The following is a 23,024-nucleotide window of genomic DNA, read 5'->3' on the forward strand; positions in this document are numbered from 1 at the left end:
TTGCGGCCTGCCGCGCGTCCGTTCCGCAGCACTTGCCTGATCGATTTTTTACCCGATAACCCAAACTCACGAGACGCCGGGGGTTCCGGCAGTGACGTAAAAATGGCGAAAGCGGCATGGGACGCTGTCTTCGCCAAGAGCAAAAGGCGCGCAAAGCGTCGGATGGACGGGTTAGCATGATCACCAAGCGCGCAACGCTTGCTTTCGCAATTATGGCCGGTTTCGGTCTTGCCGCCGCTCCGGCGCAAGCGCAGGAAACCAACGCCGCTGCGGCGGTCGGTGCCATCGACATGAGCAAGGTGGCCCAGTCGGCCCAGCCGGGTGACGACGCCCAGTTCCAGCAGCTGTTCGCCAAATGGGACGAACTCGACCGCTCGACGCCGGCAGCGGCGCGGGTCTCGGTGCCTTCGCGGATGCCGCTCGACGATACGCGGCTGACCAGCGATTACGGCATGCGGACGCACCCCGTGCTCGGCGGTCGCCGCAGCCACAAGGGTGTCGATCTGTCGGCCCCGACCGGCACGCCGATCTACGCCACCGCCGATGGCTATGTCAGCAAGGCGGAATGGTTCTCGAGCTACGGCAAGTTCGTCTCGATCGAACATGGCGCCGATCTGCAGACGCGGTTTGCACATATGTCGGGCATTACGGTGAAGGCCGGCACCCGCGTGAAGAAGGGTGACGTCATCGGCTATGTCGGTTCGACCGGCCGCTCGACCGGCCCGCACCTCCACTACGAAGTCCGCATCGCCGGCAAGGCAGTGAACCCGGTTCCCTATATGGTCGAAATCGGAAGCACAGCGGGCTTTCGCGCTCGCCACCGGCACCGGCGGGCAGGGCGACGGCGACGACAACTGATCGAGCCGGCCTTCCGGGCAGGATAAAAAGGCGGCGGGAGCGATCCCGGCGCCTTTTTCCTTGCCCATGTGAAACGCATAGGTAGGTTTCTTCTCGAAACTGGACGAGTCCGCGCACGAACAGCGGACCGACAGAGAGGAGAGAGCCAGCAATGCACCCCATCACCCATGCGCAGACGCGCCCCGACCATCCCGCGATGATCATGGCGGGTAGCGGCCAGACCGTGACTTTCGCGGAAATGGACGCCTATGCGAACCGCTTTGCGCAACTGCTGCGGGCACGCGGGCTCAAGCGCGGCGACCATTTCGCAGTGCTGATGGAAAACAACGTCCATTACCTGCAGGTGGTGTGGGGGTCGCAGCGTGCGGGCACGATGATGGTGCCGATCTCGACCCGGCTGACCGCGCCCGAGATCTGCTACATCCTCAAGGATGCGGGAGCCAAGTTCCTGCTCACCAGCACGCGCTATGCCGAGGCGATCGAGGGCATCCGCGACGAATGCGCCGACCTGCCGCTGCTGATCGTCGATGGCGCGGGCGAGGAAGATTACGAAGCCGCGCTCTCTGCGCAGCCTGCGGAGCCCATCCCCGACCAGGCGCCGGGCCAGTACATGCTCTATTCCTCGGGCACTACCGGACGGCCCAAGGGGGTCAAGCCCGCGCCGCCCGAGGATGACGACATCCTCGCGACCAATCCGCTGATGGGCCTCGCGGTGATGGGCGCCGGCATGCCCGCCGATGGCAGCATGGTCTATCTCTCGCCCGCGCCGCTCTATCATGCTGCGCCGATCGGCTGGTGCACCACCGCCCAGCGGCTTGGCGGCACGGTCGTGGTGATGGAGAAGTTCGATCCCGAACACGCGCTCGAGACGATCGAGAAACACAAGATCACCGACAGCCAGTGGGTGCCGACGCATTTCGTGCGCATGCTCAAACTCGATCCCGAGGTACGCACGCGCTACGATCTGTCCAGCCACCAGCGTGCGCTGCACGCCGCCGCGCCGTGCCCGGTGCCGATCAAGCGCGAGATGATCGAATGGTGGGGGCCGATCATCAACGAATATTACGCCGGCTCCGAAGGTGTCGGCATGACGCTGATCAAGGCCGAGGACTGGCTGACCCATCCCGGCAGCGTCGGCAAGGCGATCCACGGCACGCTGCATGTCTGCGATGCCGAGGGGGAAGAGGTCCCCGCGGGCCAGGACGGATTGCTCTATTTCGAGAACGATCTCATCCCGACCTATCACAACGATCCCGAGAAAACGCGCGAAGCGATGCATCCCAAGGGCTGGATGACGCTGGGCGATATCGGCCATGTCGACGAGGACGGCTTCCTCTACCTCACCGACCGAAAGAGCCACATGATCATCTCGGGCGGGGTCAACATCTACCCGCAGGAGATCGAGAACCTGCTGGTCACGCATGACAAGGTGATGGACGCGGCGGTGATCGGTGCGCCCTGCCCCGATTTCGGCGAGAAGGTGGTCGCGGTGGTGCAGCCGATCGACATGGCCGACGCGGGCGATGCGCTCGAGGCCGAATTGCGCGATTTCCTCGCTCCCAGCCTGTCCAAGATCAAGATGCCCAAGCTGTTCGACTTCCGCGCGCAGCTCCCGCGCGAGGCCAATGGCAAGCTGTACAAGCGCGAATTGCGCGACGAATTCCAGAAGGCGGCCGAGCAGCAGACGGAGCAGGCGTGATGGCGGCGCAGGACCGGCCCCGGCTCGATCCCGCCACCGCCCGCGCGGTGATCGACCCGCAAAGCTATGCCGAATGGGACGGCCTGCTCGACACGTTCGACCGCCTGCGCGAGGATACCCCCGTCGCCTGGGTCGAGCCGGCCGACGATGCGGTCCACCCGCCGTTCTGGCTGGTCACGCGCTATGACGATGTGATGCGCATGTCGAAGGACAATGCGACCTTCCTCAACAACCCGCACAGCGTCGTCTTCAGCCTGACCGAGGGGATCGAGTTCGCCAAGGCGCTCACCGGCGGCAGTGAACACATGGTCGCCAGCCTCGTCACCTTCGATGCGCCGGTTCACATGAAGTATCGCAAGCTGACGCAGGAATGGTTCATGCCCAAGAACCTGCGCGGCGTGGAGGACGAGATCCGCGGCATCGCGCATGCGGCGGTCGACCGGCTGCTGGCGGGCGGCGGCGAGGCGGATTTCGTGAAGACTGTTTCGGCGCCCTATCCGCTACATGTGGTGATGCAGATCCTCGGCGTGCCCGAGGAAGACGAGCCGCGCATGCTGACGCTCACGCAGCAGATGTTCGGCGGTAGCGACGAGGACCTCAACCAGTCGGGGATGAAGGACCTCCCGCCCGAGGCGATCACCCAGTTGGTGGCGGGCGCGGTCAAGGACTTCGAGGCCTATTTTGCCAAGCTCACCGCCGAGCGCCGGGCTAATCCCACCACCGATGTCGCCAGCACCATCGCCAATGCGGTGGTCGACGGCGAGCCGCTCAACGACCGCGACATGATGGGCTATTACATCATCCTCGCTGCCGCGGGGCACGACACCACCAGCGCCAGCACCGCGGGCGCGATGCTCGCACTGGCGCAGGATGCCGACCAATGGGCGCGGGTGCGCGCCGATCGCAGCCTGCTGCCCGGCATCGTCGAGGAAGCGATCCGCTGGACCACGCCGGTGCAGCACTTCATGCGCACTGCGGCCCAGGACACCGAGGTCGGCGGGCAGGCCATCGCCAAGGGCGACTGGCTGATGATGAACTATGTCGCCGCCAATCACGATCCGGCGCATTTCGACGACCCGCGCCGCTTCGATGCCGCGCGCAGCCCCAACCGCCACCTCGCCTTCGGCGCGGGCGCGCACCAGTGCCTCGGCCTGCATCTCGCCCGGCTCGAAATGCGCATCCTGTTCGAAGTGCTGCTCGACCGGATCGAGACCGTCGAACTGGAGGGCGATCCCGCGCGGTCCAAATCGACTTTCGTCGGCGGGCTCAAGACGCTGCCGCTGCGCTTCACTGCGGCCTGACCGGCCTCACGGCGACCTGCGCCGCGCTGGACCGGCAATCGCGCTGTGAGAAAGCGTGACCTTCGGCTGACTGCCGCCGCGAAGCGTGGGTGCACGGGGATGGTGCCGCGTCTGACTGGGACCTTCCGACCACCCAGTTCTGTGACCGCAAGCCGTCTCTGGCGACGGAACGCCCTTTGGTGCGGGTGTGAAAGGGAGCGGAAAGAACGCGGCACCGGGCGAAGGCTACCAAGTACTAGCCGTGTAGGAAAATCGCCCAGCCACGCAGTTGGGGCCCGGCGTCCACGGCCCACGGCAATCGCGCCGATAGCCGCCGCCCTACGGTCAAACGGAGCGAGCCCAAACCCGCCCCCCGGATCAGGTCCGGGGTGACGGCTGCCTATGCGGCGGACCGGAAGCCTACTCCGCCAGCAACCGCTCCGCCATCGCGCGGACTTCGGCGCCCATGTCCTCGCGTTCGAGCGCCAGGGCCAGCGTCGCCTCGACGAAGCCGGTCTTGCTGCCGCAGTCGAAGCGGCGGCCGGCGAAGGTGGCGGCGTGGAAGGGCTGGTTGCCGATCATTTTCGCCATGGCGTCGGTCAGCTGGATCTCCCCGCCCGCGCCCTTGCCCTGGTCCTTGAGCACGCCCATCACTTCAGGCTGGAGGATATAGCGGCCCGAGATGATCTTGTTCGACGGCGCCTCGTCCACCGGGGGTTTTTCGACCAGCCCGGTTACCTCGGTCAGCGTCTCGGACAGCTGGGCGCCGGGCGCGATGACGCCATAGCTCGACACTTCGTCATGCGGCACTTCGAGCACCGAGATCAGATTGCCGCCGACCTCTTCATAGGCTTCGACCATCTGCTTCATGCAGCCGGTGCCGCCGCCCTTGGCCGCCACCATCAGCTCGTCGGGCAGGAGGATGGCAAAGGGATCGTCGCCGACGATCGCGCGCGCGCACCAGATCGCATGGCCCAGCCCCAGCGGGACCTGCTGGCGCACGGTGATGATATCGCCCGGCGTGGCGCGGGTGGGTTCGAGCACCGAGAGGTCCTTGCCGCGCTCCGCCATGGTGGTTTCGAGTTCGAAGGCGACGTCGAAATGCTCGACGATCGCAGTCTTGCCGCGGCCGGTGACGAAGATGATCTGCTCGATCCCCGCCTCGCGCGCCTCGTCCACCGCATACTGGATCAGCGGACGGTCGACGATCGGCAGCAATTCCTTGGGAATGGCCTTGGTCGCGGGGAGAAAACGGGTTCCGAGACCGGCGACGGGAAACACCGCCTTCTTGATCGGTTTACGGGCTGACATCTCTCTTCCTCCTGCCTGTTTGCGCGGTCGTTTTCGCGCGAGGGGGCGCACGGGATCGGTCGACGATACATCCGCTGGTGCGGCGCTGCGACGCTATCGTGACGCTTGCCAGCATGACGCGCGAGGGTAAAGCACGGTTCCATGGACAAATTGATCATTCGCGGCGGCAACCGCCTGTCGGGGACCATCCCCATTTCGGGCGCCAAGAACGCCGCGCTCACGCTGATACCCTGCGCGTTGCTGACCGAAGAGGCGCTGACGCTGCGCAACCTGCCGCGGCTGGCGGATATCGACGGCTTCCAGCACCTGATGACGCAGTTCGGCGTCAGCCATACGATCCCCGGGAAGCGGCCCGAGGAGTTCGGTCGCAATGTCACGCTCGAGGCGATGCGCATCACCAGTTCGGTCGCGCCCTACGATCTGGTGCGCAAGATGCGCGCCTCGATCCTCGTGCTCGGTCCGTTGCTGGCGCGCACCGGCGAGGCGACCGTGTCGCTGCCCGGCGGCTGCGCGATCGGCAACCGCCCGATCGACCTGCATCTCAAGGTGCTCGAATCCTTCGGCGCGCATATCGAACTGGCGCAGGGCTATGTGAAAGCCAGCGCGCCCGACGGCGGACTGCCCGGCGGCGAATTCGACTTCCCCGTCGTGTCGGTCGGCGCGACCGAGAATGCGCTGATGGCGGCGGTGCTGTGCAAGGGCACCAGCCGGCTGGTCAATGCCGCGCGCGAGCCTGAGATCGTCGACCTGTGCAACCTGCTCACCGCGATGGGCGCGGAAATCGAAGGGGTCGGCACCTCCGAACTGACGATCCACGGGGTCAGCAAGCTGCACGGCGCGACTTACCGGGTGATGCCCGACCGGATCGAGGCGGGCTCCTATGCCTGCGCGGCAGCGATCACCGGCGGCGAAGTGCGGCTCGAGGGCGCCGATGCGGGCGACATGGGCTCCACGCTGCATGCGCTGCGCAATATCGGAGTCGAGATCGAGAGCGACAAGCACGGCATCAACGTGGCCGCGAACGGGCCGCTCAAGGCGCATAATCTCACCACCGCGCCTTTCCCGGGGCTGGCGACCGACATGCAAGCGCAGCTGATGAGCCTGCTGACCCGCGCCGAGGGCACCAGCGTGCTCAAGGAAACGATCTTCGAGAACCGCTTCATGCATGTGCCCGAACTGGCGCGGATGGGCGCGGATATCGAGACCGAGGGGCGCACCGCGATCGTGCGCGGTCCGGTGGACCTCACCGGCGCGGAAGTGATGGCGACCGATCTGCGCGCTTCGATGAGCCTGGTGATTGCGGGGCTTGCCGCGGCAGGCGAGACCACCGTGCGCCGTCTCTACCACCTCGACCGCGGTTACGAGCGGCTGGAAGAGAAGCTGCAACTGGTGGGCGCGGATGTGGAGCGCGTCGGCGACGATTGAGGCGTGATTGAAGGACCTTTCCGGCGACCCGTACGTTGGGGCAGCAAGAAAGGAGTTTTCTCATGTTACTCAAGCTTTTGGCACTCGGCGGTCTCGGTTATGCCGGCTATCGCTATTACGAGAAGAACCGTGTCGACAAGAATGGCGTCGCCTTTGCCGACGGCCAGCCGGAGGGCCAGTTCCGCGATGCGGGCGCGGCAGCGACCGGCACGAAGGGCGACACGATGAGCGCAACCGACGAAGCGCTCGACGAAACCTATCCGGCGAGCGACGCGACCGCGAAATACTGACCCGGAAGGGTTCAGCTGTCGGCCAGTTCCGACACCGGGGCGGCTGGAGTGATCCAGCCGCCTTTTTCGTGCGTGACCAGCCAGATCCGGATCGCGCCGGCCAGCCCGGGCGGCGTATCCGCACGGATGCGTTCGGCGTCGATCTGCGCCACCAGCGCGTTGATCGACTGGTTGCGCATCCGCGCTGCAGTGGTGAGCTTTTCCCAGAACAGGGGTTCGAGGCTGATCGAGGTACGGTGGCCGTCGATGCGGACCGAGTATTTCTTGGGGGGGTGGTAAGGGGGCATTTCCATAGGCCGCGCGCCCTACAACGCTCGGTCCCGCGCCGATACGATTTTTTTGGGGTGTGCGGTGAACCGTGCCGCGCCTAGGTTTCGGGCATGGCTGACGGCTATGATGCGCTTACCGAAAAGGAGAAGGAAACGCTGCGCCTGATGGCGCGGGGGCACGATGCCAAGTCGGCTGCGAGCGCGCTGTCGCTCTCGGTGCATACGATCAACGAGCGGCTGCGCGCGGCGCGGCGCAAGCTGGCGGTGACCAGCAGCCGCGAGGCGGCCCGGCTGGTGCTCGACCGCGAAGGCGAGCACCACGAAAATCTTGCAGACAAGGATTTGGGGGAAGACCCGTATGCCGGTTCGGATGATCAACCGGGGAGCAGGCGCAAGGGTGCCTGGCTAATCGGAGGAATCTTCATGTCCGTACTGACCGCTGCAGCGCTGCTGCTCCTCACACCCCTCGCCTCCGATGGCGCAGGCTCTCCCGATGCCGAAACCGCCGCGCGCGACGCGGCGGTCGAGGCTGCTGCGCGCAACTGGCTCGCGCTTGGCGATGCCGGAAACTGGCAGGCGAGCTTCGATGCGGCGGGCGAGAGTTTCCGCTCGGCCAACAGCGTTGCGGGATGGGCCGCGGCGTCGGCGCAGGCCCGGGTTCCGCTGGGGGCCGTGGTGGCGCGCAATCTGGCGACGATCCGCTACCTCAACGCACCGCCGCACGGCTATCAGGAAGTCACCTTCCATACGCGCTTCGCCAACAAATCCGACGCGGTGGAGACGGTGACGCTGGTGAAGGAAGACGGCCAATGGAAGGTCGTCGGGATCCTGATCGACTGAACCGAGCGGGCACGGGGGCGTCAGCGCGCCCCCGTGCCCTTGGCCATCAATACATGTGCTGTCCGCCATTGATGCTCATCGTCGAACCGGTGACGAATTCGGCGTGTTCGGAGCACAGGAAGCTTACCCCGCGGGCGATCTCGCTGGCGCGGCCGAGCCGGCCGACGGGGATCTTGGCGACGATCTTCTCCAGCACCGGCTCGGGCACCGCGGCGACCATTTCGGTGTCGATATAGCCCGGCGCAATGGCGTTGACCGTGATCCCGAAGCGCGCGCCTTCCTGCGCCAGCGCCTTGGTGAAGCCGTGGATCCCGCTTTTGGCGGCGGCGTAATTGACCTGGCCGTATTGCCCCGCCTGGCCGTTGATCGACCCGATGTTGACGATCCGGCCCCAGCCGCGTTCCTTCATTCCCGCGAAAGTGGCCTTGGCGGTGTTGAAGCAGCCGCCCAGATTGGTGCGCATGACCGCGTCCCAATCGTCATAGCTCATTTTCAGCAGCGTGCCGTCGCGGGTGATGCCGGCATTGTTGACGACCACGTCGATCGGCCCGTGTTCCCGTTCGATCCGGGCGCAGGCCTCATGGACCGCGTCGGGATCGCCGACATCGAAGCGCGCGGTGGGCAGGTCCGTCTCCTCGGTGAACCGCGCCGCCGCGTCGGTGTTGCCCGCGTAATTGGCAATGACGGTGAAACCGCGCTCATCGCGCAGCCGTTCGCAGATCGCGCGGCCGATCCCGCGCGTGCCGCCGGTTACGATAGCCACCCGTGACATAGAATTCCCCCCAACTTGCCGTAGCGTTCGCACAGACTAGGCGAGCGGAGCCGATCGCGCCAAGCGCTTTGTCCGCGCGCGGGGGCGCGTGCAGACGTATTTACCGGATGGCGCGGAGCCTAGAAGCTGACGCGGGTGCCGACGTAGACGGCCTGGTCGTCTTCGACCCCGTCGGTCAGCGGCGCGAGGCGGTTGCTGTCCTTGGACAGGCGCACGCCGGCGGTCACGTTGAGATTACCGACCACGCGGTAGGACGTGCTGAGATCGACGCTCTGGTTGCCCATGCCTTCGAGCGTGCGCGGTGCACGGCCGGCATTGTCCTGCTTCTCGAGCGCGAGCCGCGAATCGAACCGCCCGGGTTTTGCCGGCTTGTCACCCTTGTCGGGCGCGAAATTGGCGAGATCGGGCATGCCCATGTCACGCAGGCCGACCGAAACGGTGGCCGGCTTGGCGGTCTGCGCGAAACTCTGGTAGCCGCGCGAGATGCCCAGATTGTAGCTGGTCGGGCTGATCGCGAGCACGCGTTCGGCGCTGCCGGCGGTGCCCACCGAATCGATTGCCGTGCGCACCGACATGGCCCGCGCGGTGGCATCGTCCACCCGTACTGCGACGGTGACGGTGCGGTCTTTCGCCAGCCCCGACTTGTTCGCAGGGGTAAAGCGCAGCCCGTCTTCGCCGATCAGGGCAGCGACGCGTGCGGCCAGCCGCGGATCCGAATTGGCGGGCGTGAAGGGGAGGTAGGATACGGTCTCGGGCAGGGCTTCGGCCCCGTCGGCCTGCACCACGGCAAGACCGGCGGCGGGAATGGTCAGCGCCAGACCGGCAGCAATAAGCGCTGCCGGAACGAACCGCGTCTTGCCCTGATCTGTACCCGAACGTGCCATTGCGAACCCGCACCCTTCATCTTCAGGAACTTCAAGTCACAGGTCCGCTGAACGGTTCCTGTATTTCTGCACAAGCGCAGCCGAGTCCTGTCTGTTCTTCGGCCATGGTACCAGCGGGCGGTGCCATGGCCAGCTTTTCCACAGCATCTGCGACAGTTTCGCAAAAGGTGTTGCGGTTTGCCCACAAGCGTGGTGGCAAAGTGCCTGCCAGCGGAATTTTCCGGCTCTTCCCGGTAACTTATCGAATGCCGCAAGCAGCATTGGCGATGACCTCCGCGCTCCGGAACGCCCCGCGATGCACGGCCGCAGCGGAGCGGCGGCCTGTTCGCCGGGCATGGGATGATCGCGGCACGCCGCCGTGCGGATTCAGGCGGCATTCAGTGACATGGAGGCCAGACGGGCACTGTGCCGCGCGGGACGAACGCTTGCCCGTGCGCGCGCAGTCTTTATAGAGCTGGGAACGTCAGTGATACCAAGGATCGACATGAGCGCCTTTGCAACCATTCGCCGCCCTGCAACCTTTGCCGTTGCGATTGCCGCCACGGTCGGCCTCGCGGCATGCGGCGGCGGGCGTGAACGGCCTCAGGCGGACATGGCGGCGGCGCAGGTCACCACGATCGGCGTCAATTCCTACCTCTGGCGCGCGGCGCTCGATGCGCTCAGCTTCGCCCCGCTGCTGCAGGCAGACAGCAATGGCGGCGTGATCGTCAGCGACTGGTACGCCAATCCCAGCAATCCGGGCGAACGGGTCAAGGTGACGGTGACGATCCTCGATTCGGACCTGCGCGCCGACGCGCTGCGCGTGGCGGCAAGCCGCCAGGTCAACCAGTCGGGCAACTGGGTCGACGCACCGGTCCAGGCGGCGACCGTCCAGCGGCTGGAAGACATCATCCTGACCAAGGCCCGCGAACTGCGCCGCGAAGCGGTCAGCTGATCGCGGGGGCGCAACCGGAAAAGCGCCTTCCCATAGCCCGCAAAATCCGTAAACGCCGCTCGCATGAGCAGCGAAACCCGTTTCGATCCCGCCCGCGCTGATGCGCGCTGGCAAAGCGCGTGGGAACAGGCGCAGACCTTCCGCGCGGATAGCGCTTCCCCCAAGCCCAAGAGCTACGTGCTCGAGATGTTCCCCTATCCTTCGGGACGCATCCATATCGGCCATGTGCGCAATTACACGATGGGCGACGTGCTGGCGCGCTACAAGAAGGCGGTGGGGCACGAGGTGCTGCACCCGATGGGCTGGGACGCCTTCGGCATGCCCGCCGAAAATGCGGCGATGGAAAAGGGCGTCCACCCGGGCGGCTGGACCCGCGACAATATCGAACACATGAAGGCGCAGCTGAAGCGCCTCGGCTTCGCGCTTGACTGGTCGCGCGAGTTGGCGACCTGCGAACCCGATTACTACGGGCACGAGCAGGCGCTGTTCATCGATCTCTACGAGGCGGGCCTCGTCTATCGCAAGGAGAGCGAGGTCAATTGGGACCCGGTCGACATGACCGTGCTCGCCAATGAACAGGTGATCGACGGCAAGGGCTGGCGCAGCGGCGCCGAGGTCGAGAAGCGCAAGCTGAACCAGTGGTTCCTCAAGATCACCGATTTCGCCGAGGAATTGCTCGAAGGGCTCGGCAACCTCGAGAATTGGCCAGACAAGGTCCGGCTGATGCAGGAAAACTGGATCGGCAAGTCCAAGGGGCTCGAATTCGCTTTCGATCTGTCGAATGGCGACACGCTGCCGGTCTATACCACGCGGCCCGACACGATCTTCGGCGCGAGCTTCGTCGCAGTTGCCGCCGACCATCCGGTCGCGCAAGCGGTCGACAGCGACGAGGCCCGCGCCTTCATTGCCGAATGCAAGAGGGGCGGCACCACGGCGGCCGAACTCGAAACCTCCGAGAAGCTGGGTTTCGATACCGGGATCACCGCCAAGCACCCGTTCACCGGCGCAGACCTGCCCGTCTATATCGCGAACTTCGTGCTGATGGATTACGGCACCGGCGCGATCATGGCGGTACCGGGCCACGACCAGCGCGATTTCGAATTCGCGACCAAATACGGCCTGCCGATCCCCCGGGTCGTCGCTCCGAGCGCCGATCAGGCGAACAAGCCCTTCAACGGCGAGGCCGAGGCGGGGGAGGGCGTGCTCGTCAATTCGGACTTTCTCGACGGGATGGAAGTCGAGGACGCCAAGCGCGCAATCATCGCGCGCATCGAGGAACAGGGACGCGGCAGCGGCAAGACCGTGTGGCGGCTGCGCGACTGGGGTGTGTCGCGCCAGCGGTACTGGGGCACGCCGATCCCCTTCATCCATTGCGAGAAATGCGGCGTGGTCCCCGCGCCCAAGGACAGCCTGCCGATCACGCTGCCCGAGGATGTCGATTTCCGGACTCCGGGCAATCCGCTGTTGCGCCATCCCACTTGGAAACATGTCGATTGCCCCAAATGCGGCGGGAAGGCGGAACGCGAGACCGACACGCTCGACACTTTCGTCGACAGTTCGTGGTATTTCCTGCGCTTCGCCAGCCAGCCCGCGGACAAGCCGTTCGACAGGGACGAGATCGCCAAGTGGCTGCCGGTCGAACAGTATATCGGCGGGATCGAACACGCGATCCTGCACCTGCTCTACGCCCGGTTCTGGACCCGCGCACTGGCGCATATGGGCCAGATCGACGTGACCGAACCCTTCGCCTCGCTGTTCACGCAAGGCATGGTCACGCATGAGACCTACAGCCGCAAGGACGGGAGCAAGACGCTCTACTTCGCGCCGGACGAGATCAGCCGCGAAGCCGAACGCGCGCTGCTCAAGGCAGATGGCGGCGCGGTCGAGATCGGCCGCGTCATCAAGATGTCCAAGTCGAAGAAGAACGTGGTCGACCCCGACACCATCGTCGACACCTATGGCGCCGACGCGGTGCGCTGGTTCATGCTGTCCGACAGCCCCCCCGAACGCGACCTGCCGTGGTCCGAAGCCGGGATCGAGGGCTGCAGCCGTTTCGTGCATCGCCTGTGGCGCTTGTTCGCGGCCCATGACGCAGGGGCCGAAGGCGAGGACAAGCCGCTGCTGCGCAAGATGCACCAGACGGTCGCTGCGGTGGCCGAGGACATCGAATCGCTGGGTTTCAACAAGGCGGTGGCGCGGATCTACGAACTGACCGGAGCGGTCGAAAAGGCGCAGCCTTCGGCCAGCCGGTCGGCCGCGATCCGCACGCTGGTGCAACTGGTCGCACCGATGATGCCGCATCTGGCCGAGGAAGCCTGGGCTTCGCTGGGCACCGACGGCCTGGTGGCCGATGCCGCCTGGCCCGCAGTCGATCCCGCGCTGCTGGTCGAGGACGAGGTGACCATCGCGGTCCAGCACAAGGGCAAGCTGCGCGACACGCTGACCGCGCCCAAGGGCGCTTCGAAGGAAGATCTCGAGGCGATGGCGCTGGCCTCGGAAAAGGTGCAGCGTTCGCTCGACGGGGCGGAAATCCGCAAGGTCATTGTGGTGCCCGACAGATTGGTGAATATCGTCACTTGATGCGCATCGTCCTCGTCTGCCTCGCCCTCTGCACGCTGTCGGCCTGCGGCCTGTCGCCCATGTATGCGGGCGGCGGCAGCGGCGCGGTCGCGCAATCCATGGCCGCGATCGAGGTCGCGCCGATCGAAGGGCGGGCCGGCTGGCTGGTGCGCAGCGCGCTCGAGGAACGCTTCGGCGCAGCAGGCACGGTCAGCCCGCAATACCGGATCGATGTCCGGCTCGACGACCAGCTCGAAGGGCTTGCGGTGCTGCGCGACGATACGATCAGCCGCGAGCGGCGGACGCTGCGGGCGCGCTATCAGCTGGTCGACCTCGCCACGGGCGAAATCCTGCTCGATGCGACCGATGGCTCGGATGCCGGGATCGACGTGGTGTCGAGCGAATATGCGGTTATCGCCGCTGAACAGACCGCGCTGCAGAACCTGTCGCAGGATCTTGCGCAGCGGATGGTGACGCGGATCGCGCTGGCCTTGCGGCGGCAGGGCGACGCGGCACAGTGAAGCTCAGCAACCGCGATTTCGCGGCCAAGGGACGCAGCGCCGCCCAGGGCTGCGGCATTTTCTTTTTCTGCGGACAGGACGAAGCCGGCGCCAGTGCGGCCGCCAACGACCTCGTGACCTGGCTGCCCGAACCGGGCGAACGCGTCGAAATGTCGGGTGCCGAACTGCGCGGCGATCCCGCGCGGCTGGGCGACGAGGCTCGGACCAATTCGCTGTTCGGCGACCAGCGGCATATCTGGGTGCGGGCCAACGGCGACGAGGCGCATGAAGCGCTCAAGGTGCTGGTTGAAACCAGCGAAGCGGGCGGCGGCGAGGCCTGCCCGGTCATCGTGGTCGCCACCTCGGCCACCGACAAGTCGCGCTCCGCCAAGCTCCTCGAAAAGCGCAAGGATGCGCTGGTGGCGATGTTCTATCCACCCGACCTGCAATCGGTAACCCGCAGCGTGCGCGGCCTTGCCGACGGGGCGGGGGTGCGACTGGGCGGCGACCTGGCCGAACGGATTGCACGTGCGGCCAATCTCGACGTGCGACTGGCGAAGAGCGAGGTGGAGAAACTCGCGCTCTATCTCGATGCCAGTGCGCAAAGCCCGCAGAGCGCGACCGCGGAAGACCTCGATGCGATCGGCGCGGCGAGCGAGGACGATGGCTTCACCCCGCTGGTCAATGCGGTGATGGGCGGACAGGCGGCCAAGGTAGGCACCGAACTGGCGCGGATGAAGCAGCTCGGGCTCAACCCTGTCGGCGTGCTCCTGGCATTCGAACGCCGGGCGGCGCAGCTCGCGCGCATCGCCGCCGCGCTGGGCCCGCGGTCCTTCGGCGATCTCGACCGCGGCGAGGAAGCGCGGCTGGGGATATTCTTCAAGGAAAAGCGCGACATCGGTCAGCAGCTGGCGCTGTGGCGGCACGGCGACAAGCTGGGCCGGCTGACCCAGAGGCTGGTGACGCTGCACCGTGACTTGCTGACCAACAGCCAGGCTGCCGAATTGCTGCTGGCGCAGGGTCTCGCCGATATCGCCCGCGTTGCCGGGGCACGGGCGCGCTAGGCGCGCCGCAGCCGGCTCAGTTCTCGGGGACCGAGAAGCTGCCGGTTACGCGGCCGCCCGACTGGCCTTCGCCCGTAACCGAGGACGAGCCGCTGGCGCGGCCGTCGACGCTCGACACGCCGGAGGCCAGATCAATCACCAGCCGTCCCCCGTTGAGCGTATCGCCCCCGCGGTTGAGCCGAACATTGCCGGCCATGGTGATGATCCGGCGGTTGAAGTCGTAGACCGCGGTATCGCCGCGCGCGCGCTCGTTGCCGCGCGATACGGTTACCCCGCCGGTCGCCATGATCCGCTGGATGCTGAGGCTGCCGGCGTCCGAGTAGCTGACGATCGTGCGCGCTGCGGACAAGCCGAGCCCGGCCTGCGTGATCTGAACATTGCCCGACAGGACGACGCGGTTTTCCCGGTCCTGCAATTCGATCCGGTCGGCGGCATAGGAAACCGGCGCGTTCGAATTGTGCGAGGCGATCGCCTGCGCCGACAGCTGGATGCCGGCGAAACCTGCGGCGGTGACGGCAAACGATCCGATGCCCCAGCGGGCGATGGTGGAGAGCAGGGGCTTCATCAGGGCATCCTCAGCTTGCCGGGCTCCATGCGCAGCCGCGCATTGCCCGTCAGGGTAACGGTGCGCGCCGACAGATCGGCGGTCAAGCGATCGGCGCTGAACGTCCCGGCGGGAATCGCGCCTTCGACGCCCCCCGCACCGACGAGTTGCTTGGTGTCGAGATCGACCGAGACATCGCGCGCCATCATGCGGTAGCCATCCGCCGCGATCATCCGCATCGGTCCGGTCACCGCCACGGTGTCTTCGTCGATATCGTAGAGCCCGGCCTGCGCGCTCAGGCGCGCGGGACCTTCCTCGAGCAGCAACCGCGCGACGAGATCGTTCATCCTGACGATGCCCTCCGCGCTCGAGCGCTGGACCGCTTCGCCGGCAGTCAGCGAAAAGGGCCGGCCCTGGTTGTCGGCGCCGCGGTAGAGCGCGTTATCGACGCGCAGCCGGTCCTCGATCACCGCGACCTTGTTCCGGTCGAGCAGGAAGCTGATCTCGCCGCGCGGGCTGAGCGGGGTGATCACCATCAGCGCGGCGAGCACGCCGACGCCCATCGGCAACACGCGGGCCAGCACGGCGACCAGCCGGTCGTGCGAGCCGCCGGGCTCGGCCCAGAGGCGGCGTTCGCCGCGGCGCTCCTTCGCCTCCTGGGTTTCGATCCTGCGCTGCCGCAATGCCATGTGTCCCGCCTACCCGCGTGATCCTTACATGTGGCTGAAAATATCGTGATCCGCCCAGCCGGCGACATCGAGCCGCGCGCGGGTGGGCAGGAAATCGAAACAGGCCTGCGCCATTTCGGTGCGGCCTTCGCGCGCCAGCCGGCGGTCCAGCTCTTCCTTCATGCGGTGCAGGTAGCGTACGTCGCTCGCGGCATAGTCGCGCTGCGCGTCGTTGAGGTCGGGGCCGCCCCAGTCGCTCGACTGCTGTGCCTTGGAAATGCTTTCGCCGAGCAGTTCCTCGACCAGCATCTTGAGCCCGTGGCGGTCGGTATAGGTACGGACCAGCTTGCTGGCGATTTTGGTGCAATAGCAGGGCGTCGCTTCCACCCCGAGGTAATATTCGATCGCGGCGAGGTCGAAGCGCGCGAAATGGAACAGCTTGAGCCGTGCGGGATCGGCCAGCACCGCCTTGAGATTGGGCGCGTCGTAATCGCTGTCGGGCGCAAAGCGGACAAGGTGCTCGTCGCCCTTGCCGTCGCTGATCTGGACGACGCACAGCCGGTCGCGGATCGTGACAAGACCCATGGTTTCGGTATCGACGGCCACGGGGCCATCGGCGAGGACGCCTGCGGGGAGGTCTTCTTCGTGGAAATGCACTGCCATGGCCGAGGCCTTAGGCGCATCGGGGATTGCTGGGAAGGGGGTGCTGGCGAGGCGCGCCCGGGCGGCCTAGTCCTGTCCTCATGGCGACCGACGAAATCCCCGAAAGCTGGCAGGCCGCTCTGGGCCCGGTGCTGGCGACCCCGCAGGCGCGGCAATTGGGCGGATTCCTGGTCGAGGAAGAGCGCGCGGGCAAACCGGTCTACCCGCCGCGCGGTTGCCGGCTGGCGGCGCTCGAGCTGACTCCGCTCGACGCGGTGAAGGTCGTGATCCTCGGGCAGGATCCTTATCATGGGCCGGGGCAGGCGATGGGCCTGTGCTTTGCAGTCCCCGAAGGGGTGAAGGTCCCGCCGAGCCTGGCGAACATCTATAAGGAGCTGGAAGCCGACCTGGGCATCGCGCGCCCCGCGCATGGCGATCTGAGCGCCTGGGCGCGCCGCGGCGTGCTGCTGCTCAACAGTACGCTGACGGTCGAAGGCGGCAAGGCCGCCAGCCATGCCGGGCGCGGCTGGGAAACGGTCACCGACGCCTGCGTCGCTGCAGTGGCGGCGCGCGCGGAGCCCAGCGTGTTCATCCTCTGGGGCAGCCATGCGCAGGCCAAGGCGAAACGCATCGAAGGACTGCGTGCCGGGCAGCACTGCGTGATCGAAAGCCCGCATCCCAGCCCGCTCTCGGCCTATCGCGGGTTCTTCGGTTCGCGCCCCTTCAGCCGCGCGAACGCATTCCTGACAGAGCGTGGCCGCGCCCCGGTCGACTGGCAGGTCTAGCTGCCCCAAGGCGGAGCCGCTTGCCATGGGCCGGCGCGTATAGGACAGTCGCGCTCCACTCTGGGAGTACGAGCGATGAAGGCGGTTTTCCGGGCAGGCGCGGCACTCGCGGCTTGGGGCATGGCGGTTCCGGGCGCCGCAGATGCGCAGGATGCACCGCCGGTCGGCGCCGAGGCGCTCGATCCGGCGAAGGCCGCCGCCCTGGGTGAGGCGATGCGCGCTGCCGAACTGTGGATCGACGGGCAGCGGCGGTATCGCAGGATTCCCGCAATCTCGGCCGCGATGGTGCGGGGCGATGCAACCGTCTGGGCGAAGGGCTTCGGCACCACCGACCGCGCGGGCCGGATCCCGGCGACGCCCGATACGATCTATTCGATTTGTTCGATTTCCAAGCTGTTCACCGCCGTTGCGCTGATGCAGCAGTGGGAACGCGGCACGGTCGCTCTCGACGCGCCGATCGAACGCTATCTTCCCTGGGCCCGGCTGGCCGACGACCCGCGGGACAGCGTGCCGATCACGCTGCGCGGCCTGCTGACGCATTCGGCCGGCCTGCCGCGCGAAGCCGACTTCCCCTATTGGACCGGGCCCGACTTCGCCTTCCCTTCCCAAGCGCAGGTCCGCGTGGCGATTCGGGAGCAGACGCCGCTCTATCCCGCATCGACCACCTGGCAATATTCGAACCTCGGGCTCACGCTGGTGGGCGAAACCGTCGAGGCGGTCAGCGGCACGCCCTATGCCGAGTATGTCGACGCCAATATCCTCGGCCCGCTGGGACTGGACGATACGCGTGCCGGCATTCCTGCGCAGCTCTATGGCCAGCAGATGGCCGTCGGCTGGGGCGCGCTCGAAGCCGACGGCACGCGGCCCGAGGTCGGCCTGTTCGATCCGGCGGGGATCACGCCTGCGGCGGGCTTCACCGCCAGCGTGGCCGATCTCGCCAAATTCGCCAGCTGGACCTTCCGATTGGCGAGCAGCGGCGAGGAAGAGGTGCTGCGCCCCTCGACCCTGCGCGAGATGCAGCGCGTCCATTATATCTCGCCCGATTGGGAAACGAGCTGGGGTCTCGGCTTCTCCGTCCGGCAGGAAGGCGGCACCACGGTCGTTGGCCATGGCGGCGCGTGCCCGGGTTATCGCAGCGCGCTGATGCTGGCACCGTCGGAAAGCATGGGCGTGGCCGTGGCGATGAATGCGATGGATGATCCCGGCGGCATCGCCCGCGGGATTGCCGCGCTGGTCAAGGCCCGGGGCGAAGCGGCGCCGTTCGACCCCGCCGCGGGGGTCGATCTGGCAGATTATACCGGCATGTATAGCGGCCAGCCGTGGGATTCGGATTTCATGCTGATTCCCTGGGCCGGCGGGCTGACCTGGCTCGATCCCGATGCGGTCGAGCCTGCCCGCGGGCTGTGGCGCCTGAAACCGCTGGGCGGTGACCGCTTCCGCGTGGTGACCGACAAGGGGGCCGAACGCGAGGCGGTGACTTTCGAACGCGATGCAGCCGGGCAGGTCCGCGCGATCCGCCGGCACGCGAACCTTTCCCCCCGGCTGCGCGGCCTCTAGCTCAGAAGATCGAATAGCCGCCGTCGATCACCACCGAATCGCCGGTGTGGAACTTGCTCGCATCGCTGGCGAAATACACGGCCATGCCGGCGAAATCCTCGCCCTCGCCCCAGCGCCGCATCGGCACGCGGCCAATCGCCTTGTCGTTGAACGCATCCCAGTTCTGCAACCGCTCGGTCATTTCGGTGGCGATCCAGCCGGGCAGGATCGCATTGGCGCGGATGCCGTGGCGCGCCAGTTCGACTGCGGTACCGCGGACCATCGCCAGTACGCCTGCCTTGGTCGCGGCATAGGCCTGGTTCTGCGGCGCGCCATGGATCGCCGACACGCTCGATGTGACCAGCAGCGATCCGCCCTTGTCGCCTTGCTCGGCGCGCGCGACCATGTGCCTGGCCGCTTCGCGAAACGTCCAGAACACCGCATCGAGATTGACCGCGGTGACCTTGCGCCACTGCTCGGTCGTCTGTTCGGTCAGCGGCGCGCCGCCGCCCACGCCGGCATTGGCGATGCAGCTGTCGATCCGGCCTAGGCGTGACAGGCTTTCGGCCATCGCATCGACCAACGCCTGTTCATCGGCAACATCGACCTCCAGCGCCTCCACGCGCGTACCATGCGCTTTGAGCCGTTCGAGCGCGGCGGCGTTCTTGTCCGCATTGCGCCCCCAGATCGCGACGTCGGCGCCCGCTGCCGCAAGCCCTTCGGCCATGCCCAGGCCGATACCGCCATTGCCGCCGGTGACCACTGCCGTCTTGCCGGTCAGGTCGAAGGGTTTGAAAGCCATATTTGCGTCTCCTCTCGCTCGGCGCGCAGTGAAGGGCAGCGGGCGAAAGATTGCAAGATGCAACTTGTTCGCTAGGCTGGCAGGATGACCGACCTCATCCTGACCGAGATCGCCGGCGGCATCGCCACCGTCACGCTCAACCGCCCCGAAGCGATGAATGCCCTGTCGAAAGTGCTGCGCCATCGTCTCTACAAGGTGATGACCGCGCTGGATGCCGATGACGGTGTGCGGGCAGTGATCCTCACCGGCGCGGGGACGCGGGCGTTTACTGCCGGGCTCGATCTCAAGGAACTGGGATCGCAGGAAGGCGCGTTGGGCGCAGCCAATGCCGAGGGGGCGGACGAAAACCCGGTCAAGGCGATCGAAAACTGCCGCAAGCCGGTGATCGGCGCGATCAATGGCGTGGCGATCACCGGTGGGTTCGAAGTCGCGCTCGCCTGCGACGTGCTGATTGCCAGCAGCAACGCGCGCTTCGCCGATACGCATGCGCGGGTCGGCGTGGTGCCGGGCTGGGGGCTGTCGCAGAAACTCAGCCGGATGATCGGCATCAGTCGCGCCAAGGAGCTCAGCTTTACCGGCAATTTCCTCGATGCCGCCACGGCCGAACGCTGGGGGCTCGTCAACCGCGTGGTCGCGCCGGAGTCTCTGCTCGCGGAGGCGCGCCGCCTGGCTGCCGACATGGGAAGCGTCGACCCCGCCTTCCTTGCCGGATACAAGCGGCTGATCGACGAAGGCTATGCCGCCAGTTTCGGCGAGGGGCTGGCGATCGAACACCGGCAGTCCTCGGCCGCCAACAGCGCCGTGCGCCCCGGCGAGCTCGAAGCCCGCCGCACCGCCGTCCAGGCGCGCGGCCGCACGCAGGGATGATGCATGCGCCAGCATATGCGTTGCGGGCAAAGCGGTTCCGTTGCGCGGCTCGACAGTGTATTCCGGCCGTATGGAACGGCAGCGAACCGCCCGTCTGACCGGCCTTGCACCGGTCATCCTCCCCGCTCTGGCGATCCTGGCCGCGCGTGGCATGACCTACACCGACTGGGCCGCAGCCAATGCCACGCTGGCCGCATTGCTGTTTGCCTGGGTGGTGGCGGATAGCCTGGTTCTGGCAACCATCGCGAAGGCGCCGGACCAACGTCCGGCTGTTCGCGTGGTGCTCGGGGCAGCAGCACTTGCGGGCGTGATCATCGTAATCGGCGCGGCAGAACCCGTCCGCATGGTGATAGTATCGTGGCCCCCCGTGCTGGCTGCGATTGCGCTGACGGTGGGGCTGTACGCGCTGTGGACCGCTGCCGTGGTAATTCGTGCCCGGTCGGCGGGCGCCTCGCCCGAAGCGGCCGCAGAACTGGCGTTGCCGCCCAAGCTGGTGCGCTTCTTGAGCCTGGAACTGCGGATCATGCACCTCGCCCTGCTGGGCTGGCGGCGCGGGCAGGACATTCCGGTCGGAGCGCAGGCGTTCGACTATCATCGGTACATGTTGCCGATGATCTATGTCTTTCTAGGTTTGCAGCTGATCGAGCTTGCCGTGATGCACGTTCTGCTGCTGCAATGGAGCGCGATTGCCGCTTGGATATGGTCCGCTCTAGGCGCTGCCGGCGCTCTGTGGGCAATGGGGCTGGCGCAGGCATTCCGCATCCATCCCGTCCTGCTGACCGACGAAGGGCTGCGCGTGCGGAGCGGTATTCTGGTCGATGCCCAGGTGCCCTATGGCGAGATTGCGCGCGTGGTGCCCAGCGTTGCATCCGAACAAGTCACTGCCAGGGACACGCTCAATCACGGCTTGCTGGCGTGGCCCAACATCATGCTGGAACTGGATCGGCCAATAGCGATCAAGCCGCTCATCGGCGCGCCGCGCGAGGTCGTGCGGATCGCGCTCAGAATCGATGACAGCGCGGAATTCCTCGCGGCCCTGAACCGGCGAATTCAAGCCTAGCGCGGCAGTTCGGTTGCGCCCATCAGGGCGAGGTCGACGGCGCGGGCGCATTGCCGGCCTTCGCGGATCGCCCATACCACCAGGCTCTGCCCGCGCCGCATGTCGCCGCAGGAGAACACATTGGCTTCGCTGGTGAGATACCAGTCGGTGTCCGCCGCGACATTGCCGCGCCCGTCCAGATCGACTCCCGCCCGGTCGAGCAGGCCACGCCGCTTGGGGCCGGTAAAGCCCATGGCGAGCAGGATCAGGTCGGCCTTGAGCGTGAACGTGCTGTCGGCCACTTCCTGCATGCGGCCGTCTTTCCATTCGACCCGCACGCATTCGAGCCCTGAAACGACGCCGTTTTCCTCGATCACGCGCTTGGTCAGCACCGCCCAGTCGCGGTCGACGCCTTCCTCGTGGCTCGACGAGGTGCGCAGCTTGAGCGGCCAGTCGGGCCAGGTCAGCGCCTTGTCTTCCTTTTCGGGCGGCTTGGGCATGATCTCGAGCTGGGTGACGCTGGCTGCGCCCTGCCGGTTGCTGGTGCCCACGCAGTCGCTGCCCGTGTCACCGCCGCCAATCACGATGACATGCTTGCCGGTTGCGGTCAGGCTGCCACGCGGTGCGGCGCGGACTTCGTCGTCGCCCGCGTTGCGCTTGTTCTGCTGGGTCAGGAATTCCATTGCCAGCCGCACGCCGTCGAGTTCGGAACCCGGGATGTCGAGCATACGGGCTTCTTCCGAACCGCCCGCGAGGACCACCGCGTCGAAATTCTCCTTCAGCGCCTGGAAGCTCACTTCGACCCCGACTTCGCTCGAAGTGCGGAACTGGACGCCTTCGGCCTCCATCTGCACCGCGCGTCGGTTGATCAGGTGCTTTTCCATCTTGAAGTCGGGAATGCCGTAGCGCAGCAATCCGCCGATCCGGTCGCTCTTCTCGAACACGGTGACTGCATGGCCCGCGCGGGCCAGCTGCTGTGCGCAGGCCAGGCCAGCAGGCCCGCTGCCGATCACCGCTACCGACTTGCCGGTGCGCTGTTCGGGCAGCTGCGGCTTGACCCAGCCTTCTTCGAAGCCGCGGTCGATGATCGCGCATTCGATGCTTTTGATCGTTACCGGCGAATCGACGATATTGAGCGTGCAGGCCGCTTCGCACGGGGCGGGGCAGACCCGGCCGGTAAACTCGGGGAAATTGTTGGTCGAATGGAGGACGTCGAGCGCGTTCTTCCAGTCGTCTTCATAGACGAGGTGGTTCCAGTCCGGGATGATGTTGTTCACCGGACAGCCGTTGTGGCAATAGGGAATGCCGCAGTTCATGCAGCGCGCCGCCTGCCGGCGCAGCTGCTCCTCGCTCAGCGGGACCACGAATTCCTTGTAATGCGTCAGCCGTTCTTCGGGATCGCGATAGGTGCGATCCTCGCGCTCGTATTCGAGAAAGCCGGTTTCCTTGCCCATGA

23 protein-coding genes are annotated in these 23,024 nt (G+C 66.4%); 14 read left to right on the forward strand and 9 right to left on the reverse strand.

The window, feature by feature from the left end; genetic code table 11:
* The first annotated feature begins 176 nt into the window (after positions 1-176).
* The 3 genes from WKH79_RS11510 (at position 177) to WKH79_RS11520 (ending at position 3,858) form a co-directional block, all read left to right on the forward strand.
* Entirely contained in the window at positions 177-884 is a 708-nt protein-coding gene (locus WKH79_RS11510) for a M23 family metallopeptidase (protein ID WP_341858948.1), read from the forward strand.
* A 125-nt stretch (positions 885-1,009) separates the two neighbouring features.
* Positions 1,010-2,557, forward strand: coding sequence for an acyl-CoA synthetase (locus WKH79_RS11515; RefSeq protein ID WP_341858949.1), 1,548 nt, complete (start codon positions 1,010-1,012; stop codon positions 2,555-2,557).
* A complete protein-coding gene (locus WKH79_RS11520; protein ID WP_341858950.1) occupies positions 2,557-3,858 on the forward strand; it encodes a cytochrome P450 in 1,302 nt (433 codons plus the stop codon). The genes WKH79_RS11515 and WKH79_RS11520 overlap by 1 nt, the downstream gene beginning before the upstream one ends.
* 399 nt (positions 3,859-4,257) lie before the next feature.
* On the opposite strand, the gene WKH79_RS11525 is transcribed toward WKH79_RS11520, so the two are convergent.
* A complete protein-coding gene (locus WKH79_RS11525) occupies positions 4,258-5,148 on the reverse strand; it encodes a UTP--glucose-1-phosphate uridylyltransferase (RefSeq protein WP_341858951.1) in 891 nt (296 codons plus the stop codon).
* A gap of 141 nt (positions 5,149-5,289) precedes the next feature.
* Between WKH79_RS11525 and murA the strand changes: the two genes are divergently transcribed.
* Both murA and WKH79_RS11535 read left to right on the forward strand, forming a co-directional pair.
* Positions 5,290-6,573 carry a UDP-N-acetylglucosamine 1-carboxyvinyltransferase gene (gene murA, locus WKH79_RS11530; protein ID WP_341858952.1) on the forward strand — a complete coding sequence of 428 codons (1,284 nt, stop codon included), beginning with the start codon at positions 5,290-5,292 and terminating at the stop codon, positions 6,571-6,573.
* Between the two features lie 62 nt (positions 6,574-6,635).
* On the forward strand, positions 6,636-6,863 hold the full coding sequence (locus WKH79_RS11535) for a hypothetical protein (RefSeq protein WP_050601596.1): 228 nt from the start codon (positions 6,636-6,638) through the stop codon (positions 6,861-6,863).
* Between the two features lie 11 nt (positions 6,864-6,874).
* On the opposite strand, the gene WKH79_RS11540 is transcribed toward WKH79_RS11535, so the two are convergent.
* Positions 6,875-7,156 (reverse strand): ribbon-helix-helix domain-containing protein, encoded by a 282-nt coding sequence (locus WKH79_RS11540; protein WP_341858953.1) that lies wholly within the window; start codon positions 7,154-7,156, stop codon positions 6,875-6,877.
* An 87-nt stretch (positions 7,157-7,243) separates the two neighbouring features.
* Here WKH79_RS11540 and WKH79_RS11545 point away from each other — a divergent pair, with 87 nt between their 5' ends.
* Entirely contained in the window at positions 7,244-7,972 is a 729-nt protein-coding gene (locus WKH79_RS11545) for a DUF4019 domain-containing protein (protein ID WP_341858954.1), read from the forward strand.
* A 46-nt stretch (positions 7,973-8,018) separates the two neighbouring features.
* Here the strand turns inward: WKH79_RS11545 and phbB are convergent, their stop codons facing one another.
* Together phbB and WKH79_RS11555 are read right to left on the reverse strand one after the other, a co-directional pair.
* Positions 8,019-8,744, reverse strand: coding sequence for an acetoacetyl-CoA reductase (phbB, locus tag WKH79_RS11550; protein WP_341858955.1), 726 nt, complete (start codon positions 8,742-8,744; stop codon positions 8,019-8,021).
* Between the two features lie 119 nt (positions 8,745-8,863).
* Entirely contained in the window at positions 8,864-9,628 is a 765-nt protein-coding gene (locus WKH79_RS11555; protein WP_063506277.1) for a hypothetical protein, read from the reverse strand.
* Positions 9,629-10,112: 484 nt separating this feature from the next.
* Between WKH79_RS11555 and WKH79_RS11560 the strand changes: the two genes are divergently transcribed.
* The 4 genes from WKH79_RS11560 (at position 10,113) to holA (ending at position 14,685) form a co-directional block, all read left to right on the forward strand.
* The gene (locus tag WKH79_RS11560; protein WP_050601600.1) at positions 10,113-10,562 is read left to right on the forward strand and encodes a DUF3576 domain-containing protein; all 450 of its coding nucleotides are present in this window, start codon (positions 10,113-10,115) and stop codon (positions 10,560-10,562) included.
* A 63-nt stretch (positions 10,563-10,625) separates the two neighbouring features.
* Positions 10,626-13,142 (forward strand): leucine--tRNA ligase, encoded by a 2,517-nt coding sequence (leuS, locus tag WKH79_RS11565; RefSeq protein ID WP_341858956.1) that lies wholly within the window; start codon positions 10,626-10,628, stop codon positions 13,140-13,142.
* Entirely contained in the window at positions 13,142-13,642 is a 501-nt protein-coding gene (gene lptE / locus WKH79_RS11570; protein ID WP_341858957.1) for an LPS assembly lipoprotein LptE, read from the forward strand. Before leuS ends, lptE begins: the two co-directional genes overlap by 1 nt.
* Positions 13,639-14,685: a DNA polymerase III subunit delta gene (gene holA, locus WKH79_RS11575; RefSeq protein WP_341858958.1), complete on the forward strand. Its 1,047-nt coding sequence runs from the start codon at positions 13,639-13,641 to the stop codon at positions 14,683-14,685. The genes lptE and holA overlap by 4 nt, the downstream gene beginning before the upstream one ends.
* 16 nt (positions 14,686-14,701) lie before the next feature.
* Here the strand turns inward: holA and WKH79_RS11580 are convergent, their stop codons facing one another.
* Genes WKH79_RS11580 through WKH79_RS11590 form a run of 3 tightly spaced genes read right to left on the reverse strand, consistent with a single transcriptional unit; the run spans position 14,702 to position 16,560 of the window.
* Positions 14,702-15,250 carry an LptA/OstA family protein gene (locus tag WKH79_RS11580; protein ID WP_063506281.1) on the reverse strand — a complete coding sequence of 183 codons (549 nt, stop codon included), beginning with the start codon at positions 15,248-15,250 and terminating at the stop codon, positions 14,702-14,704.
* Positions 15,250-15,918 (reverse strand): LPS export ABC transporter periplasmic protein LptC, encoded by a 669-nt coding sequence (gene lptC / locus WKH79_RS11585; RefSeq protein ID WP_341858959.1) that lies wholly within the window; start codon positions 15,916-15,918, stop codon positions 15,250-15,252. Before lptC ends, WKH79_RS11580 begins: the two co-directional genes overlap by 1 nt.
* Positions 15,919-15,942: 24 nt before the next feature.
* A complete protein-coding gene (locus WKH79_RS11590) occupies positions 15,943-16,560 on the reverse strand; it encodes a ribonuclease D (RefSeq protein WP_050601606.1) in 618 nt (205 codons plus the stop codon).
* 80 nt (positions 16,561-16,640) lie between these two features.
* Here WKH79_RS11590 and ung point away from each other — a divergent pair, with 80 nt between their 5' ends.
* Positions 16,641-17,324 carry a uracil-DNA glycosylase gene (gene ung, locus WKH79_RS11595; RefSeq protein WP_341858960.1) on the forward strand — a complete coding sequence of 228 codons (684 nt, stop codon included), beginning with the start codon at positions 16,641-16,643 and terminating at the stop codon, positions 17,322-17,324.
* Between the two features lie 75 nt (positions 17,325-17,399).
* On the forward strand, positions 17,400-18,881 hold the full coding sequence (locus WKH79_RS11600) for a serine hydrolase domain-containing protein (RefSeq protein WP_341858961.1): 1,482 nt from the start codon (positions 17,400-17,402) through the stop codon (positions 18,879-18,881).
* A gap of 1 nt (position 18,882) precedes the next feature.
* Here the strand turns inward: WKH79_RS11600 and WKH79_RS11605 are convergent, their stop codons facing one another.
* Positions 18,883-19,662 (reverse strand): SDR family oxidoreductase, encoded by a 780-nt coding sequence (locus WKH79_RS11605; RefSeq protein ID WP_341858962.1) that lies wholly within the window; start codon positions 19,660-19,662, stop codon positions 18,883-18,885.
* 84 nt (positions 19,663-19,746) lie between these two features.
* Here WKH79_RS11605 and WKH79_RS11610 point away from each other — a divergent pair, with 84 nt between their 5' ends.
* Both WKH79_RS11610 and WKH79_RS11615 read left to right on the forward strand, forming a co-directional pair.
* The gene (locus tag WKH79_RS11610; protein ID WP_341858963.1) at positions 19,747-20,529 is read left to right on the forward strand and encodes an enoyl-CoA hydratase; all 783 of its coding nucleotides are present in this window, start codon (positions 19,747-19,749) and stop codon (positions 20,527-20,529) included.
* A 70-nt stretch (positions 20,530-20,599) separates the two neighbouring features.
* Positions 20,600-21,589, forward strand: a complete 990-nt coding sequence (locus tag WKH79_RS11615) for a hypothetical protein (protein ID WP_341858964.1) — start codon at positions 20,600-20,602, stop codon at positions 21,587-21,589.
* Here WKH79_RS11615 and WKH79_RS11620 read toward each other — a convergent pair.
* Positions 21,586-23,022 carry a glutamate synthase subunit beta gene (locus WKH79_RS11620; protein ID WP_341858965.1) on the reverse strand — a complete coding sequence of 479 codons (1,437 nt, stop codon included), beginning with the start codon at positions 23,020-23,022 and terminating at the stop codon, positions 21,586-21,588. The genes WKH79_RS11615 and WKH79_RS11620 overlap by 4 nt on opposite strands.
* Positions 23,023-23,024: the final 2 nt, after the last annotated feature.

The sequence above is a fragment of the Qipengyuania sp. GPGPB31 genome (genome assembly GCF_038396345.1).
Classification (GTDB): Bacteria; Pseudomonadota; Alphaproteobacteria; order Sphingomonadales; family Sphingomonadaceae; genus Qipengyuania; species Qipengyuania citrea.